The 16,347-nt window shown below is 62.2% G+C and carries 13 protein-coding genes; 6 read left to right on the top strand and 7 right to left on the bottom strand.

Translation table 11 applies throughout. The features are described 5' to 3' along the window. Window positions 1-35: 35 nt before the first annotated feature. From ARTB_RS11570 to ARTB_RS11560, 3 genes are read left to right on the top strand one after another with little or no spacing between them, the layout of a single operon-like run. Complete coding sequence (locus ARTB_RS11570) at window positions 36-1,436, top strand: MFS transporter (protein ID WP_243180565.1); 1,401 nt, start codon at window positions 36-38, stop codon at window positions 1,434-1,436. 38 nt (window positions 1,437-1,474) lie between these two features. Then, window positions 1,475-1,957 carry a cation:proton antiporter regulatory subunit gene (locus tag ARTB_RS11565; RefSeq protein ID WP_018774037.1) on the top strand — a complete coding sequence of 161 codons (483 nt, stop codon included), beginning with the start codon at window positions 1,475-1,477 and terminating at the stop codon, window positions 1,955-1,957. 5 nt (window positions 1,958-1,962) lie between these two features. After that, entirely contained in the window at window positions 1,963-3,159 is a 1,197-nt protein-coding gene (locus ARTB_RS11560) for a cation:proton antiporter (protein ID WP_028275381.1), read from the top strand. A gap of 94 nt (window positions 3,160-3,253) precedes the next feature. Here the strand turns inward: ARTB_RS11560 and dcd are convergent, their stop codons facing one another. The 6 genes from dcd to ARTB_RS11530 all read right to left on the bottom strand — a co-directional run bounded on the left by dcd (window position 3,254) and on the right by ARTB_RS11530 (window position 12,082). Continuing rightward, window positions 3,254-3,829 carry a dCTP deaminase gene (gene dcd, locus ARTB_RS11555; protein ID WP_026538211.1) on the bottom strand — a complete coding sequence of 192 codons (576 nt, stop codon included), beginning with the start codon at window positions 3,827-3,829 and terminating at the stop codon, window positions 3,254-3,256. Window positions 3,830-3,929: 100 nt separating this feature from the next. Then, window positions 3,930-5,867 (bottom strand): PKD domain-containing protein, encoded by a 1,938-nt coding sequence (locus ARTB_RS11550; protein WP_243180564.1) that lies wholly within the window; start codon window positions 5,865-5,867, stop codon window positions 3,930-3,932. A gap of 526 nt (window positions 5,868-6,393) precedes the next feature. Beyond that, window positions 6,394-7,557, bottom strand: a complete 1,164-nt coding sequence (locus tag ARTB_RS11545; protein WP_243180563.1) for an acyltransferase family protein — start codon at window positions 7,555-7,557, stop codon at window positions 6,394-6,396. A 234-nt stretch (window positions 7,558-7,791) separates the two neighbouring features. Next, a complete protein-coding gene (locus ARTB_RS11540) occupies window positions 7,792-9,123 on the bottom strand; it encodes a glycerophosphodiester phosphodiesterase (RefSeq protein ID WP_243180562.1) in 1,332 nt (443 codons plus the stop codon). 224 nt (window positions 9,124-9,347) lie between these two features. After that, window positions 9,348-10,562 (bottom strand): hypothetical protein, encoded by a 1,215-nt coding sequence (locus ARTB_RS11535; protein ID WP_243180561.1) that lies wholly within the window; start codon window positions 10,560-10,562, stop codon window positions 9,348-9,350. A gap of 77 nt (window positions 10,563-10,639) precedes the next feature. Beyond that, window positions 10,640-12,082 (bottom strand): polysaccharide biosynthesis tyrosine autokinase, encoded by a 1,443-nt coding sequence (locus ARTB_RS11530; RefSeq protein ID WP_243180560.1) that lies wholly within the window; start codon window positions 12,080-12,082, stop codon window positions 10,640-10,642. Window positions 12,083-12,213: 131 nt separating this feature from the next. Here ARTB_RS11530 and ARTB_RS11525 point away from each other — a divergent pair, with 131 nt between their 5' ends. Next, window positions 12,214-12,858 (top strand): arsenate reductase/protein-tyrosine-phosphatase family protein, encoded by a 645-nt coding sequence (locus ARTB_RS11525; protein WP_243180559.1) that lies wholly within the window; start codon window positions 12,214-12,216, stop codon window positions 12,856-12,858. Between the two features lie 6 nt (window positions 12,859-12,864). On the opposite strand, the gene ARTB_RS11520 is transcribed toward ARTB_RS11525, so the two are convergent. Then, window positions 12,865-13,779 (bottom strand): glycosyltransferase, encoded by a 915-nt coding sequence (locus tag ARTB_RS11520; protein ID WP_243180558.1) that lies wholly within the window; start codon window positions 13,777-13,779, stop codon window positions 12,865-12,867. Window positions 13,780-13,930: 151 nt separating this feature from the next. Here ARTB_RS11520 and ARTB_RS11515 point away from each other — a divergent pair, with 151 nt between their 5' ends. Then, window positions 13,931-15,100, top strand: a complete 1,170-nt coding sequence (locus ARTB_RS11515) for a glycosyltransferase (protein ID WP_243180557.1) — start codon at window positions 13,931-13,933, stop codon at window positions 15,098-15,100. A gap of 103 nt (window positions 15,101-15,203) precedes the next feature. Further along, complete coding sequence (locus ARTB_RS11510) at window positions 15,204-16,313, top strand: glycosyltransferase family 4 protein (protein WP_243180556.1); 1,110 nt, start codon at window positions 15,204-15,206, stop codon at window positions 16,311-16,313. The last annotated feature ends 34 nt before the right edge of the window (window positions 16,314-16,347 follow it).

Here is a 16,347-nt window from a genome sequence, read left to right as displayed (position 1 = left end):
CTCGGAGGACGCCCTGGGCGGCTACGATTCTGGCTATGAACACTGCCGCCGCCCCAGAGGCCATGCGCCCCTCGGAACTGGAATCGGGAAGTCCCGTCCCGCACCGGGGCCGGATCCTCGCGTGGGCCTCGTGGGACTGGGGTTCGTCAGCCTTCAACGCCGTCATGACAACATTCGTTTTCACCGTCTACCTGACCTCCAGGGCATTCGGCGGGGAGGACCAGGCCTCGGCAGTCCTGGGCGCCGCGCTGGCCGTCGCCGGCGTGGCCGTTGCCCTCCTGGCCCCGGTCACCGGGCAGCGCTCGGACACGGGCGGCCGGCGGAAGCTGTGGCTGGGGGTCAACACGGCCGCCGTCGTCGTCCTGACCGGGCTGTGCTTCTTTGTCTTCCCGCGGCCGGACTTCCTGATCCTGGGCGTCACGCTCATAGCGCTGGGCAACGTCTTCTTCGAGTTTGCCGGTGTCAACTACAACGCCATGCTCACCCAGATCTCCACCCCGCGGAACATCGGCAAAGTTAGCGGCTTCGGCTGGGGCATGGGGTATCTCGGCGGCATCGTGGCGCTGCTGATTGTGCTCCAGCTTTTTGTCCAGCCCAGCGTGCACTGGTTTGGCGCCTCCACCGCGGACAGCCTCAACATACGGCTGGTGGCGGTGTTTTCCGCCCTGTGGTTCCTCGTCTTTGCCCTGCCCGTGCTGTTCGCAGTCCCGGAGCTGCCGCGCTCTGACCGGGGCGCCGGACTGGGGTTCCTCGCCTCCTACGGCCTGCTCGTCCGGCGCATCAAGGCGATCTACCGGACCAGTCCGCACACTATCTACTTCCTCCTCGCGAGCGCCATCTTCCGGGACGGGCTGGCAGCTGTCTTCACCTTCGGCGGGGTGATCGCGGCCGGCACCTTTGGCTTCGAGCTCAAGGACGTCATCTTCTTCGCGATCTTCGGAAATGTCGTGGCGGCCGCCGGCGCCATCCTCGGCGGCTTCCTGGATGACAGGATCGGGCCGAAGACCGTGATTATCGCGTCCCTCGCCGGCCTGCTGGTCGCGGGTACCGCGATCCTGGTCCTCGGCAACGGCAGTTACACGTTCTTTGGCATGGCCTGGGCCGGGACCACCACGTTCTGGGTCTTCGGCCTGCTGCTGTGCCTCTTCGTGGGGCCGGCCCAGTCGTCCTCCCGCGCCTACCTCGCCAGGCTCGCCCCGCACGGCGAATCCGGCGAGCTCTTCGGCCTCTACGCCACCACGGGCCGGGCCGTCAGCTTCCTCGCCCCCGCGCTCTTCACGCTGTGCATCGCCGTCGCCGCACCCTTCGTAGCGGAGGGCCAGGCCCAGCGCTGGGGCATCCTCGGCATCATGGTGGTGCTGCTCGTGGGCCTGCTCGTGCTCCTGCCGGTCAAGGCCCCCGACCAGACCGAAATCGCGGTGGTCCCCGAGTCCTGAGGCGGCCGAATCACCGGTTCGCGCACTAGGCTGAGGGTATGAACGTGGATGAGACGGACCTCCCCGGCCTCGGCCGGCGCAAGGACTTCATGACTGCCTCCGGACGCCGGATCGGCGTTGTCGAATACCGCGAGGGCCAGACGGAACTCATCGTCTCGACCTGGGACGATCCTGATACCTGCCAGGCCTCTGTCCCGCTGACTGCGGATGAGGCCGCCGCCCTGGGCAACCTCCTGGGCGGCCAGCGCATCGCCATGCAGCTCTCGGAAGCGCACCGGGAAATCCCGGGTATTGTCACGCGCCAGTTTTCGATCAGCGCTGAGTCACCCTTCCAGAACCAGCCGATGGGGAAGGCGTGCATCCGGACCCGCAGCGGGGTCTCGATCGTGGCCATCATGCGCGAAGGCGAGGTCCTGCCCTCCCCGGGACCCGACGTCGTCCTTCACCCCGGTGACCTCCTCGTTGCGGTGGGTACGCAAGAAGGCCTGGACACGGCGGCCGGCATCCTGCGCAACGGATAAGCCGGATGGATCCGCTCGCGCTGACCCTGATCGAGCTGGGGGCCGTCGTCTTCTGCCTCGGCCTGCTGGCCAGATTGGCCGGGCGGATCGGCATGTCCCCCATCCCGCTCTATCTGGTGGGCGGGCTGTTCTTCGGGGCCGGGGGCCTGGTCAAGCTCGAAGGCATGCACGAGTTCGCGCACCTGTCCGGCGAGATCGGCGTGATTCTCCTGCTGCTTATGCTTGGGCTGGAATATACGGCGTCCGAGCTCGTCACCGGCCTGCGGCGGTCCTGGCAGGCAGGCGTCCTGGACCTGCTGCTCAATTTCCTGCCCGGTGCCGGGCTCGCGGTGATGCTGGGATGGGGCGTCGTGGGGGCCATGGTGATGGGCGGCGTCACCTACATTTCATCCTCCGGGATCGCCGCCAAGGTCATCACGGATCTTGGCCGGATCGGCAACCGGGAAACCCCGGTTGTCCTGTCCATCCTGGTGTTCGAGGACCTCGCCATGGCCGTGTACCTGCCGGTCCTGACCGCCACGCTGGCCGGCGTCAGCATCCTGCTGGGGCTGCAGACGGTGGGGATCTCCCTGGCCGTCGTCAGCCTGGTCCTGGTGGTGGCCCTGCGGCACGGACACCACGTGTCCAAGGCCGTGCACAGCGAAAACTCCGAGGTTTTCCTGCTCAACCTGCTGGGCGCGGCACTTCTGGTCGCGGGGCTCGCGGCCGCCATGCAGGTTTCCGCGGCGGTGGGCGCCTTCATGCTCGGCATCGCGATTTCCGGCGCCACGGCCCACAGCGCCACCCGCGTCCTGGAACCGCTCCGTGACCTCTTCGCGGCCATCTTCTTTGTGGTTTTTGGCCTCAACACCGACCCCCGGTCCATCCCCCCGGTCCTGGGCTGGGCCCTGCTGCTGGCCCTGGTGACGGCAGCCACCAAGGTGGTCACCGGGTACTGGGCGGCCAAGCGGGCCGGGATTGGCATTCCCGGCCGCTACCGCGCGGGCGCGGCCCTGATCGCACGCGGCGAGTTCTCGATTGTCATCGCCGGCCTGGCCGTTGCCTCCGGCGTGGTGCCCGCCGATCTGGCAGCCCTCGCCACCGCCTACGTTCTGATCATGGCGATCGTGGGGCCGCTGGCCGCCCGCTTTGTGGAGCCGCTGGTCCGGCTCCTGCGCCGTCCCGCACGGCGGCCCGCGTTCCGGACCTCGGGCCCGGCGTAACGCTGCCGCCCTGCGACACGGCGCTTGTTGCGCGGCCGGGAGGCTGGCTTGGCTGCCTGGCGAGGCCGTCCGGCCTGGATGGCAGCCGTCCCGCCTAGATGTTGGTGAGGTGGAAATTCAGGTGGCTGCGGCTGGCCGTGGGCCCGCGCTGGCCCTGGTAGCGGTTGCCATATTCACCCGAACCGTACGGGTGCTCCGCGGCCGAGGACAGCCGGAAGAAGCACAGCTGGCCGATCTTCATGCCGGGCCAGAGCTTGATGGGCAGCGTGGCCATGTTGGACAGTTCCAGGGTGACGTGGCCGGAGAATCCGGGATCGATGAAACCCGCCGTCGAGTGCGTCAGCAGGCCGAGCCGGCCGAGCGAGGACTTGCCCTCGAGGCGGGCCGCGATGTCATCCGGCAGCGTCACGGTCTCGTACGTGGAGCCAAGGACGAACTCCCCCGGGTGCAGGATGAACGGCTCGCCGGACTCAACTTCCACCAGCCGGGTCAGCTCGGGCTGCTCCTCGGCCGGGTCAATGTGGGCGTATTTGTGGTTGTCGAACAGCCGGAAGAACTTGTCGATCCTGACGTCCACCGAGGACGGCTGGACCATGTCGGGGTCGAAGGGTTCGAGGACAATCCGCTGGGAGTCAATTTCGGTTCGAATGTCGCGGTCAGAGATCAGCACAGGTTCAAAAATACCGCACTCACTACGGTCCGCCTGGCCGGAGGCCTGTATTACACCCTGGGCGCCGGTCGGATAACAGCGCCCAGGGCTCGTGAACCGGCTACGGGGCCGCCGCCGTCACATTGTCCAGCAGCACAGTGATCGGCGCATTGTTAGCACTGCTGGAAAGATACGTGAATAACCCGATGCCGCCCGCCGCCTGCAGAGCCGCCGTCGTGTCAGTCACGGAGCGCTGCCAGCTGACCGGTTCGGCCGTCCCCACTTTCCAGACTTTGGCGCGGATGGTGGTGGTCCCCGTGCCCGTGACCTGCAGGCGCATTGCCAATCGATCGCCGACGGCATAGTTCAGGCCACCGATCGTGAGGCCACTCTGGATCGTGGTTTCGGTGCCGCTGGCCGATGTCCTTATCAATGACAGGTTCACAGCGCCCGTGGATGTCACTTGGGCCTTAGCCCGGTATTCTCCGGATCCCGCAATCCTTCGTCCGACTGCCGAGAAATACAGGCCTGAACCCGAGGCGGGTTTGTCGGTCGCAAGCTCGAGGTAGAGGTCGGTGGCCGAGGAACTGACAGAACCCAGATAGGCGTAGTTGGCGACGCCCGCAGAGGCGATGCGCAGGCGTCCTGTCCCGCTGGCCACGGAGTAATCGCTCGTGCTACCCGTCACGGACCAGGGGCCACCAGTTTCCGCGGTGCCGAGACCATTAGTGACCGCCCGGTTGAATGCGTCTTGGGCAAACGGTGCTGTGCCAGCTGTTGTTGTGACTGTCTGGGTTGCCGCGCCCGTGGCACCGCCGTTGTCAGTGACCGTCAGGGTGACGTTGTAGCTGCTGGGGGTGGCGTAGGGGTGCGACGGCGAAGGGCCGGTGCCGCTGGTGCCGTCGCCGAAGTCCCAGGCATAGCTTGCTATGGTGCCGTCCGGATCTGTGGATGCCGACGCGTCGAATGCACAGGTGAGATTGGAGCAGGACGAGCTGAAGGACGCCGTTGGAGGCACATTGCTCCCCGACGAAGCGACGCTGAAGGCATCCGTGAACGCGCCGTCGGTGGCGACAAATCGGGCGTCCAAGGTGGTGGCGGTGAACTTCATGTCCAGCAGGCCGTGACTGGGGTTCAGGTTGAGGCCGGAATAGGCGGCGAAGTACGGTGCTTCTGGATCGGCGGTATTGACATCGCGCAGGCCCACGCCACCCGTCCCGACGGTTGTAAAGACGGAGCCGGCTCCCTTGGCCAGGGAATTGTCCCCGTCACGCACGCAGGATGGGTTGTAGACGCCAGGCTGGAGCCCCGCGCATCCGGCTGCTACTGAAAGCTGCTTGCTGCGCTGATAGTGATGTTCATGGCCGTTCAGGACGACGTCCACTTTCTTGCTGAGAAGCAGGTTAGTAATGTCGGTGCCTGCAACGCAGTCGTATATGCCGATCGAGATGCAAGGTGTGTGCATGGCCACCACGACCCAGGGTATGGACGCGGACCGGGCTCCGTCGATTGCTGCTGCTGTCCAGTTATAACGAGGGCTGCCGACGGAGTAGTCAGGGGTTCCGCCCGTAAAAGGTATTCCCGGAGTGATAAATACAAAACGTGCCAATGGATTCTGCTGCGGGACATCGACGTAGTATTGCCGGCCGTAGGTCCCCACCGCCCCGGGAAGCTGGTTGGGCAAGCAAGCAGAAAAATCATTAATGTTTCCGTTCTGTCCGTTGCTTTCGTGGTTGCCCGACACCAGCTCGACCGGGAAGCCCGCGCCTGTGCGGGCTGTGACGAAATCGCACCAGGACTGCTCTGCTCCGGTGGCACCGTAGGAAAGGTCACCCAGGGCCAGGTGCAGGTCCGGTTTGAGCTGTCCGACTCGGGAGAGGACACCGGCAGCGGCGGCTGAAGTGGAATAATCGCCCGCCGCTGTGACGCGAAGTTCCCCCGGAACGGCGGGGACGACGGCGGCTTCGGCAGCCTCCGTTCTCCCGGGCAGCAGTTGGGCCATCGCGGGACTCCAGGCCACTGATCCGGCGAAGACAAGGGCAGCGCTCGTAACCGACACCGTGACGAGATGCCAAAACGTGGCGACACGGAGCGTTAATCGCCTCTTCGTTGCGCTCGCGGCACGCTTATCCGTGCGCCGGTTCCGAACAGGGACCCACTTCTTACCCGTCATCGGCTGCGGAGGCCCGCTGTGATGGCCATGGTTGGCATCGGGCGGCTGGGGCGGCGACGGTGCACACTCCGTTGATGAACCGCTGTTTTCAACGCTCATGCTGCCCCCTCATGAATTTGCTTCGAACGGCATCGCTGGTGATGTGCTGGGCCGGCACTTCAGCGATACATTCCGCTCAACCCAGCACACCACTTGTGTGCTGGGTTGAACGGTAAGCTGACCCCCCTTCGGGTCCCCGAGTATGCGGTACTCGACTTTTTCGCCGTTTCGTCGGCCCTACTCGCATTTGTACTTGCATCTGCCTTGAGCAATGCATGCTCCATCAGGGCGCAACAGACCCGCAGGGTTTGCCTCGGGGCATATCGAACCGACGGTAATGCGAAGAGTCGGCCAACTACTTTTCGGCTGCCTATTACTTTCCAGAGTCCGCTGTTTCGAGCGAACCAGCCGCTTTGGGCTGTCGGTTGACATATGGAACACGAGTCTGCAGCCAGGCCGTCACTGGCAGTTCCACAAACCGATAAATTAGCGTGGTTGCAATCAGTGCCGCCGCGATCGACAGCAGGACAGAAACGACGCCGTTCGTGACTCCCAGCCGAACCAGCACTTCGGGTATTGCTGGCGCAATTAACGGATGAAACAGGTACAGGGAGTAGGACGCGGCTCCCAGAAACGTCGCGAACTTTGGGATCCCTCGTCCAATGAGCGGCTCAAGCCAGGCCACTGCCAAGACGATTGCGCTTACCGCGAGCATTTCGAAGACACGATTGTTCAACGAACCATCTATATCGGGGTGGATCACCATGTATAAAATCCCGAGTACAAGTACCGCAAGGACCGCCGGCGCCAAGCGGCGGCGCGTTCGGGGGTTGAGAGTCAACTTCGCAATGAGCATGCCCACAAGGAAATAGAGAACGATCGGATCAAAGTAGACGGCCCAGGCAGGCCAGTTGGCTCCGCGGAACAGAGATCCGCAAGCAACAAGGACTAGCACGCCCCCAGTCAGGTAGATGACGTTCGCCCTGACGAGCAGCGTAAGGGCAAAGACTGCGTAAAAGAACATCTCGAACACCAAAGTCCAGCCAACACCCAAGAGTGGTTCCACGGCTCCGTCCGCGTTACGTGAGGGCAGGAACAAGTATGAAAGGACAACCTTGCCGGGATCAAGCGCTGAATGAAGAACCGCCGCAGGCAGTACCAACATCGTTAGTAATTTGACCGTGGTGGCCATCCAGTACATCGGAACAATGCGGATTATTCTCCGCATTGAAAAGTACTTCCAGCCGTCCCGAGTACCGGCGAGAGAAGTCGTCGAGGCAACCATGACAAAACCGCTGATCACGAAAAACACCCGGACGCCAACCACGCCGTCATTCCAGACGGGGACCGATGAGGACAGTCTTTCGTGAGCATAAAAGGTCGAGTGTGTGACCACTACCAGTAGTGCGGCGATGAAGCGAAGGGCCTGAATACCCTGGTACTTACCGGGTTTGGCCTGCGGCAAGTCCGTCCGCTGGGCGGCCGATTTATGTTGGTCTTTCGGCGAGCCGAGACTTGAAAATCCGATGAGTCGCATTCGTTACCTCTTCGTCCTCACAAACAAACACCAGGAGCGGAAACACGGAATTGCTCCGACCCTAGTGCATCTGCCGGCTCCGTGGGGGTTTGCGTGCGGGATTTTTTTGTCGGTAAATTTCCACAGGTTCTCCCGCCGTGCGCATCCGTGGCAGCCTGCCCTCACGGCCCTTGGGAAGGAAGCCAGGCTGGAACATAGTTGGCCATTTGGCAGCCGAAGTGACTGGGCCCAGAACTATGCACTGTCGACTTTGATCCCGCGGAAGGATATGGGGACTTTTCCCTTATAAGCCTTACAGAGGGTGAAGTAGCCGCCGCGGTGTTCCGCGGTTGTTACCGATACCTTCGCCTCTTCGGCGTCGGGCCGGGAAAACGTTATGCGGGAGCTTTCCACTGAGATCCTCAAACTGATCCATGATCCGGGCACCGGAGGAGCTGTCCTCAACACGCCCAAACTTTCGGAGGCGCCGGACTCGCGCCTGGCGTAAAGCCGAAGCTCGCCTTTGTCATCCAACAAGAGATGGTAACCGGCTGGACCAGGTTCGAGCGGTTGATAAGGGCTGTCGCTGGTGAGGCCGAATGCTAGTCCGGCCTGCACCGAAGAAGGCACCCTCGTGGGCCAGCACATCTGGAATTCGATGGAATATTCATCGCCGGCGATGGGGCACATGGAACCAAGTGAATAGCTTTGGTCCACGTCGTCGGCAAGTGTGACGGTTGCTTCCCGGGGTGAAATAAGGGGCTGGAAGGCCCAACCGAGGGTCGACGGAAGGTCCCCTGCGGCGCGGAGCCCCGTGGCGAAAGTGTCAGCGGTGGCCGCCGGAACGTCGGTCATCACGTAGGGAATGTTGGGACACATCATGCCCCGGACTCCCAGCCCAAGAAGGCTGTCCCTTCTCGAACGTGTATGAACCTCCCAACAGATCGTGGGCCGTCCGAAACCGACGAGCCGCTGTATATCCGCGTCAGCCGCCAGATGATAAATGCCTACGAAGTCATGACGGGCGGCGTACTTTTCAAATTTCTTGTCCGCTCCGTCCACAAAGTAGCCCCAGGTTTTATAGCCGCGGGCCTGTGCGTCTTCGAACGTTTTGACGCCCGCGTCCTGCTTCCAGACGAAATGGCCGGTCGAGTCCGGATAGGTATCCATGAGGTCCAGGAGCACTTTGGTGTTGGTGCCCTGCTTGTCCTCCAGGAAGACAACGTGTGTGGCGGCGCAAGCGTCCAGGACGTCCGACAATTTGGGTATCGGCTGGGGGGCCGCTGACGGCCCCAGCCATTGCCGCGCGTCGACGCGGAACTCTGCGAGTTCCGCGTACGTCATGTTCTCGATGTCCTTGTCGACGCCTGTTAGGCGCGAAAGATTAGCGTCATGATGACAGACCAGGACGCCGTCGGACGTTGAGTGGACCGAGACCTCTATAGCCCGCGCCCCCGCGGCCCTAGAGGAGTCGTAGGCGACTTTCGTGTGTTCGGTCCAGTTGTCTCCGGAGCCCCTGTGGGCGATATAGAACGGTGTCGTTCCGGTAAGGCTGTCCACCGTATGGATCGGCGCTCGCTCGGGCACGGCATCATTCGCTGAACAGGATGCGAGCACCAGGCCGGACGACGATGCGATGAGGAAGGTCCTCCTCGATACATGTTCTGGTGATTGTCTGCCAGTCCTACCCATGGGACCGGACCTTACGGACTGGGTCAGACGGCTGCCGTGCAACGTAGTTGGAACTTGCCGTCAGGGAGTTGAGGAATAGTTGGTGAATTACATTCATAGCCATCCGTCTCGGTCGTCCTTTAATTGGCATCTTGTAGTGACCCAGCAGCACTCGTCTCGCGCTGTTGGTTCTTCTTTGGCAGCATTAGTCCCAGGCCAAGTCCCATCGTGGCGACGGAAGTCAGCAGGGGACTGAAAAAGATATTCCACAGCGTGATGACAGCCAGGAAAAGAGGCAACGCGCTTCCCCGTCCGTGCGTGATTCCAACGACTATGGCGCGAAGCGCCCAAACGGCTATAACCGACGCTAGCGCGAGTGCAGGAATGCCAAACAGTGCCCACAGGTCCCCCACCACGGAGTGGACCTCGAATTGTGACCCGAACATGTATTTTTCTACGTAACCGTTGTTGGGTTCATAGTTGATGGAGGCCATGCCCGTTTTCGCTACGGTGACGTCCGTCGGCGAGGGAATGATACCGAGGCCAAATCCCAGCGGGTTTTGGGCGAACAGTCCCAGCGTTGCGGCCATTTCCGGCCGGCCTCCCAGGATGAGGGATCCTGTCATGTTGATTTGTGTCACGGAGCGGTCTTGTGCAGCAGCGCCGAGGTAACCCTCCACGAGCAGACTTGTAAGGACGTCGTACACTGCCACCGCCATGCACGCGAGCGCGAGCATGGTCTTCATCACTGACCTTCGCCCGCTCTTGCCTCGAGGCACCAGCTGCCAGAGTACGAGAATCATGACCATTCCCAGCATTCCAAACATAGATCGCGAGTCGTTTAGCTGGCACAGGACAGCCAACAACGTCAGTGTGAGGGCCTCCACTAATCCTTGCCGGCGCCTGCCCCAGCGGCCAACGCCATACGCAATGGATAAGCTGATGACAATGACGGGAACGGAGTATCCGAATTTCCAGGCGTTCTCCGCTGCGGCTCCCGACCGCGATACGCCCAAGAGCATACCGAGCCCGTAACTTAACCCGATCAACCATTCGGGCATTACTTGCTTTGCCCATAGGACCGTGCCAACGGTGAGCAGAAGACCCACGAGCAGTGTCACGTTATTTATGGCAGTGCTCGAATCCACCTGGTGATCAGGGGCATTGAGTGCCAACAGCCAGAAACCGGATAGGCAACAGGCTATTCCCAGCACAAAAAGGCTGGCCGCTCCTCGGAACTTTCCGAGAGCCCCCAGCCAAAGGGGCGCGATGACCAGCGCAGCCACATAACCTACGGTGATTGTGTGGCTCAATTGCAGGCGGGCGCCCAGAAGGACCAGGACGATGAACGCCACCCCGACAGTCGCGTGCTGCCACCGTGCGGCGTCAATGCTAGCTAGTGGTCGATCCGGCCGTCGCAACGCACTCTGGCTCACACAAGTTTCCTCAGGGCGTCGCCATCGATGGAGAGGTCATCGGCTTTTCCGCCCAGCTCCCACTCGTGCTCGGGCGCCATGGCATGTTTTGCCGCCGGCAGGGCAGCGTCGCCGTAGCTCTTCGGGATGTCCCGCCCGAGTTTGATCCGGTTCAGGATGACGCCGAGGACCCGACCCTTGACGTTTTCGACCGCGTCCGCGGCCGCCTTCAACTGGCCCCGGCGGGTGGAATTGGCCCGCGCCACGAGAAGCGCCCCGTCGGTCAGCCGGGATAGGGCGAGCGAGTCGGCCACGGGCAAGAGTGGTGCGGAATCAAAAATGACAATGTCAAATTGCTGGACCAGGGCTTCCACCGTGGCCGCCATCATGGCTGACGTTACAAGCTGGTTCGGATTCGGGGGTACCGCACCGGACGGGAGGACCCGGATGGGACCCCAAGGTTCGATGACGTCCCCTAGTTTGGCCCTGCCGGTAAGAACGGTGGTGAGTCCGAGCGTTCCATCGATGCCGCAGTACTCCGCTATCCGGGGCCGGCGCAAATCCGCATCGACCAGGATTACCCGGTCAGATCGTTCTGCCAGGGCTAACGCCAGGTTGATTGCCGTAGAACTTTTTCCCTCCCCGGCAACTGCTGACGTGACAACCACGGACCGGACACGCGCATCTGGATCAAGAAACTCTAAATTAGCGGCGAGTTTCCGGAACGACTCGGCGGTCACACCGGTCTTTTGCGTCCGGAAGTCGGCCACCTCGGCCCCGCCCTTTCTGCGCAGACCGGGAATGGTCCCCAGGACCGGAATCTCAGTAGCCCGCTGAACGTCCTGCTCTGTTCGTAGCCGCGTGTCGATAACCTGTCGGCCCAGGGCATAAGCCGATGCCACGGCCAGGCCCAGGGCAAAACCGGTTAAAGCCATGAATCGCTTATCAGGGGCAAACGGGTTGTTGGGCGCCTGGGCCTGCTCGACCTGCTGCATCGTGATAGCAGGAGTTCCATTGTCAGCTTTAGGAGACAGTGCCTGCGCAGTGGTTGCTAGCGAAGAGGACACCGCATTTGCAATGCGGGCAGCCTGGGTGGGCGATTCATCGGTCACCGCGATCTCGATCAAGACCGTATTCAGCGGAGTATCCGCGGAAACCGCATCGGCCAACCGCTCCGGCGTGGTTTGCAGATTCAGCTTCGTGATGACCGGATCGAGGACAGACGGCATTTTTGCAAGCTTCGCATACGACTGGATCAAGTTCTGCGTGAACGTTGACCCCTGCACGAGCTCCGTGGTTGTACTCCCGCGCTGAGTCGACACGAACACGCTGCTTGAAGCCTTGTACATTTTTGGTGAGTTGAGCCCCAGGACGAAGCCGATACCCGCACCCAAAAGTGCCAGTGCGGTTATGAACAGCCACCGACGGCGCAGCGTCCCTAGGTATTCGGCAAGCTCCATCCAAGATCCCCCTTACAGCGTTTCGGCCAACCCTACCGCCTGCTGACCGGAATATGGTCCGAAATTATCACCCGTTTTACAGATGACGGGCTACACTGCGGTCATGGGATGGCGGACATGAGGACACAGTCTTGGCATCGATCCTGGTAGTCTGCACCGCTAACGTCTGCCGGTCGCCGTACGCGGAAGCGTTACTGACCGACTACGCAGCGCGAGCCGGCCGGTCCGGCGTTAAGATCCAGAGCGCCGGGACGCATGCGGCGAACGGTCAGAGCCTCTGTCGCGGCGCCTCCGCCCTTTTGCGCAAGGGTGGCGTTGAAAGTGGTGCCTCAAAGGAGCACCGCTCAAGGAAACTGGAACTTGGTCTCGTGCGCCGCGCGGAACTAATTCTAGTCGCATCGCTCGAGCATCGCTCTGAAATTGCTTATCTGGACGCAGCTGCACGACGCCGAACGTTCACCCTCAGGGAAGCCGCTGCCTACCTCGGTGAACTGGCATCTCGGGGGAGGCACGCAGGCGGGGTGCCGGTCGGCGATGCCTCCCTGTTCCAGATCGTGGAAGCGATGAACTGTCTTCGCGGTACCGTCGCTATCCCGGAAGGCTCGCCGATGGCGCTGCCGGCGCTGCTCAGTCGGGGCGGTCCAAGCGCCCAGCGGCGCCTGGATATTGCGGATGGGCACCTTCAGGGCCCACTGCACCATAAAGCGGCCCTGAATCAGGTGCGCCAAGCCGTGGGGAAGATACATCTCGGCCTCAGCGCCTTAGGCGGCTATTGATGAACCTTATGACCAACGCCGAAGAAGGGTGAGACCGTCCCAGGTTCCGCGGACAGCGGCCCATACTGGCCTGACGGGCCGCAGGAACTGCCGGCGTCCGCCGCGAAGCAGGATGCGCCAAGCGGCCGGAATGGCCGAGCCCTTCCATCGCCGTCTGTCATCCGGATTTAGGTGGATCGCTGCGAAGAGCAGCCGGTTGCGGATGTTGTAGTAGTAATAGACGGGCGATTTGGCCCTGGAACCCGGTCCGCTGCCCTGGGTGCCACCTTCATCATGAGTGGCAGTGGCCTCCTCCACCACCTCTAGGGCTCCACCGGCTGCCTCAACGCGGAAGGAGAAGTCCACATCCTCCCAGTACAAGAAGTACCGGTCATCGAAACCGCCTGCGGCTTGCCACATTTCGAGGCTTATCAGTAGGCATGCTCCTGTTAGCCAACGGCGCTCACCGGGCGGCAGCGCAGCGGATGCATGGCGTCTCCCCCTGGTTTCTCCGTCCTCCATACGAACTGTGGCCCCGGTGAACCAGATACTTCCGTCCGACCGGACGATACGGGGAGCCACGACGGCCATCGGGTTGTGTTCGACGGCGTCCCTCAGCAACTGAAGGCTGGACATGCCCAGTGTCGCATCGGGGTTGATCAGCAGGAATGCTCGTGCGCCGGCTTGGGCAGCAGCTTCGACGCCTAGGTTCATCCCGGCCCCGAATCCCAAGTTGGTCTCCGGCGCCACCAAGGTCCAGCCTCGCCGGGCAACGAGGCTCGCAACGGCGTCCCGTTCTGTTCTATTCGTGTAGTTGTCGACCACTACTACAGAAACATCCGGTGTGTGGCCGGCCACGGGCGCAATATTCGTCTCCAACAATTCATGCGAGCCGTAGTTCACGACGATAATCGCCAATTTGCGCTTCGGATTCATTGCCATGTGAGCACCATATAGCTTACTGTCCAGAAAGTACCGTCGTCAGACCCAGACGGCGGCGCGGTGTCTGACAGCGAAAAGCGGAGGTTGCCGCCCAGATTGGACTGGAGTAGAGGACCCTATGCATGCATGCGTCACGTCACCAGCGGTGCTAATGGCCCACCCGAGTTCTGAACTCTACGGCGCCGACCGGGTGATGCTCGAAACAGTAGAGGGACTGGTTGAACAGGGCTCAAGGGTCGTTGTGACGGTACCTCAAACGGGACCGCTTGTGGCAGAACTTGAGGCGCGCGGCGCCACCGTCAGCTTGTGTCCGTCGCCGGTATTGCGCAAAAGCTCAGCCAATCCGCTCGGTTTGCTCAAGCTGGCAGTCGAGGCAGCAAAAGCCTCAATACACGGGCTGAGGCTCATCCGGAGGACTGGCCCTGACGTGATTTACGTGAGTACTCTGACCATTCCTCTGTGGCTTTTGTTGGCCCGGCTAAACCGGCTCCCCGTCCTGACGCACGTCCATGAAGCGGAGAAGTCGGCCAAGTGGCCAGTCCGCTTGGGGATTGTTGCCCCTTTGATTCTGGCGGATCGAATTATCGCCAACAGTCGATACAGTGCAGAAACCCTCACTGACACTCTTCCGGCACTCGCGAAGAGGGTGCGGGTTGTGTACAACGGAGTGGTCGGCCCGGATGCCGTGACCGCCCCCAGGGAAGCCGTCGTAGGGCCCCTGCGCATGGTCTATGTGGGCCGGCTGTCTCCACGTAAAGGCGTCGACGTTGCCGTCGCCGGGGTGGCCGGGGCTCGCCGGCGCGGGATTGACGTGAGCTTGGAGCTCGTCGGCGCGGTGTACCCAGGCTACGAATGGTACGAGGCGGAACTGCGAAGCCTGGTGACCAGCCTGCGCTTGGAAGGGCACGTCCGTTTTCTTGGTTTTTGCACCGATGTTTGGCCCAACCTGGCGCGCGCTGATGTCGCCATTGTTCCGTCAAGGCTTGACGAGCCCTTTGGAAACACGGCGGTAGAGGCGCTTCTCGCCGCACGGTTGCTGATTGTCAGCGATACGTCGGGCCTTCGGGAGGCTGCAGGAAACTATGCCGTGCCCCTATTCGTACCAGCCGATGACCCCGACGCCATAGCGGATGCCATTGAGCTACTGCACCGGGCCTGGCCGGACTACCGCCGTCGGGCAATTGAGGACTCCGTGGTAGCCGAAGAGCGGCATCGTCCATCTGCCTATCGAAGCCGCGTTAACCGCGAGATTAAGGAGACTGCCGCATTGAAGAGGTCCAGCAAATACGAGGCAGGACCGGACCGGGAACCGGTACGTTAATCTGCCGCGTGCCGTGATCCGATTTCCTTTGGCGGGGCCTCCCTGACCGATCTGAGAAGCACGCGAGCCGGGCATGTGTCACTGTTCGAAGGAGAGAGACTGAGTGTTTTTGCCTAAACTGAACTCCACCCGTGCCCGGCTCTATGAATCATTAAGGACGGCACACCTCGAACGTGCCCGGCAACTGGAGCCGGCTGTTATCCTCTACCGCCAGAAAAGGTACGACTTTGATGAACAGCTGACGCAGGGACTGCACCTGGTCCATGCCAACCGGCTGAAAGCAGCCTTTCTCCTCGGCCGCTCCCGGGTCCGTCAGCTGGAGATTAATGAACCCCTCATGCTCTCCAGTCTCCCCGCGACGTTCTTGGCTCTTGTTGCAGTCCGCCTGGCGGGGGCGGTACGAGGTCACCGCACCCGGATCGTGACGTATGCGATCGGCAACGCCGATCCCTTTGCAGGACCTGGCGGTCAGGGCTGGAAGTCCCGGACGCGGAAAATGGTGGAACGGCGCCTCGCCCTCTACGTCTGGCGTCATGTGGACCGGGTTGCCTTCGGAACGCTGGCCGCGCAGGAGGTTTACCGCGACGTGCTCCCGCGCCTGCAGGAGGGACAGGAAGAATGTCTAGTTCCCGCCTTGCCGGCCCCGTGCGAGTGCAATCCGAACTATCCGAAGGTCCCAGCACGCGTCGTATACCTTGGTGATCTGTCCCGACGGAAGGGATTCCCGTTGGTACTGGCGGCCTGGTCCCGCGTTGTTCAGCAAGATCCGGGAGCGGCACTTGTCATCCTGGGCAAGGGCGCCATGGTGGCAGAAGCAGAAAGCGCTGGGACCTCAAACAGCAGTGTTGAGGTCCACATCGATCCAAGCCGCGATGAGATCCATCGGGTCTTACGGCAGGCCCAGGTGCTGGTTCTGCCATCGCAGTCCACAGCTACATGGCGGGAACAGGTCGGGCTTCCGATTGTAGAAGGGCTCGCACACGGCTGTTCCATCGTCACGACCACCGAAACGGGCCTGAGCGACTGGCTTGCCGACAACGGCCATGCGGTGGTGTCGCCGCACGCAACAGCGCAGGAGCTTGCGGATGTCATCTGCAAGGCCATAGCCTCGGGTCCCTTCGGCAACGACGTGACGGCAAGTCTTCCTGACTCTGACGGACGGTTGGCCGCCGACGAGTGGCTGTTCGAGGCCTCACCGGACGTGACACGGTGACGCTTCGCAGGAATCCCCAGGCTGTAGGCACAGA

Origin of the sequence: Arthrobacter humicola, from assembly GCF_022803015.1 — a bacterium.
In the GTDB taxonomy this organism is placed as follows: domain Bacteria; phylum Actinomycetota; class Actinomycetes; order Actinomycetales; family Micrococcaceae; genus Arthrobacter; species Arthrobacter humicola_A.
This window is presented reverse-complemented; position numbering and strand designations above follow the sequence as displayed.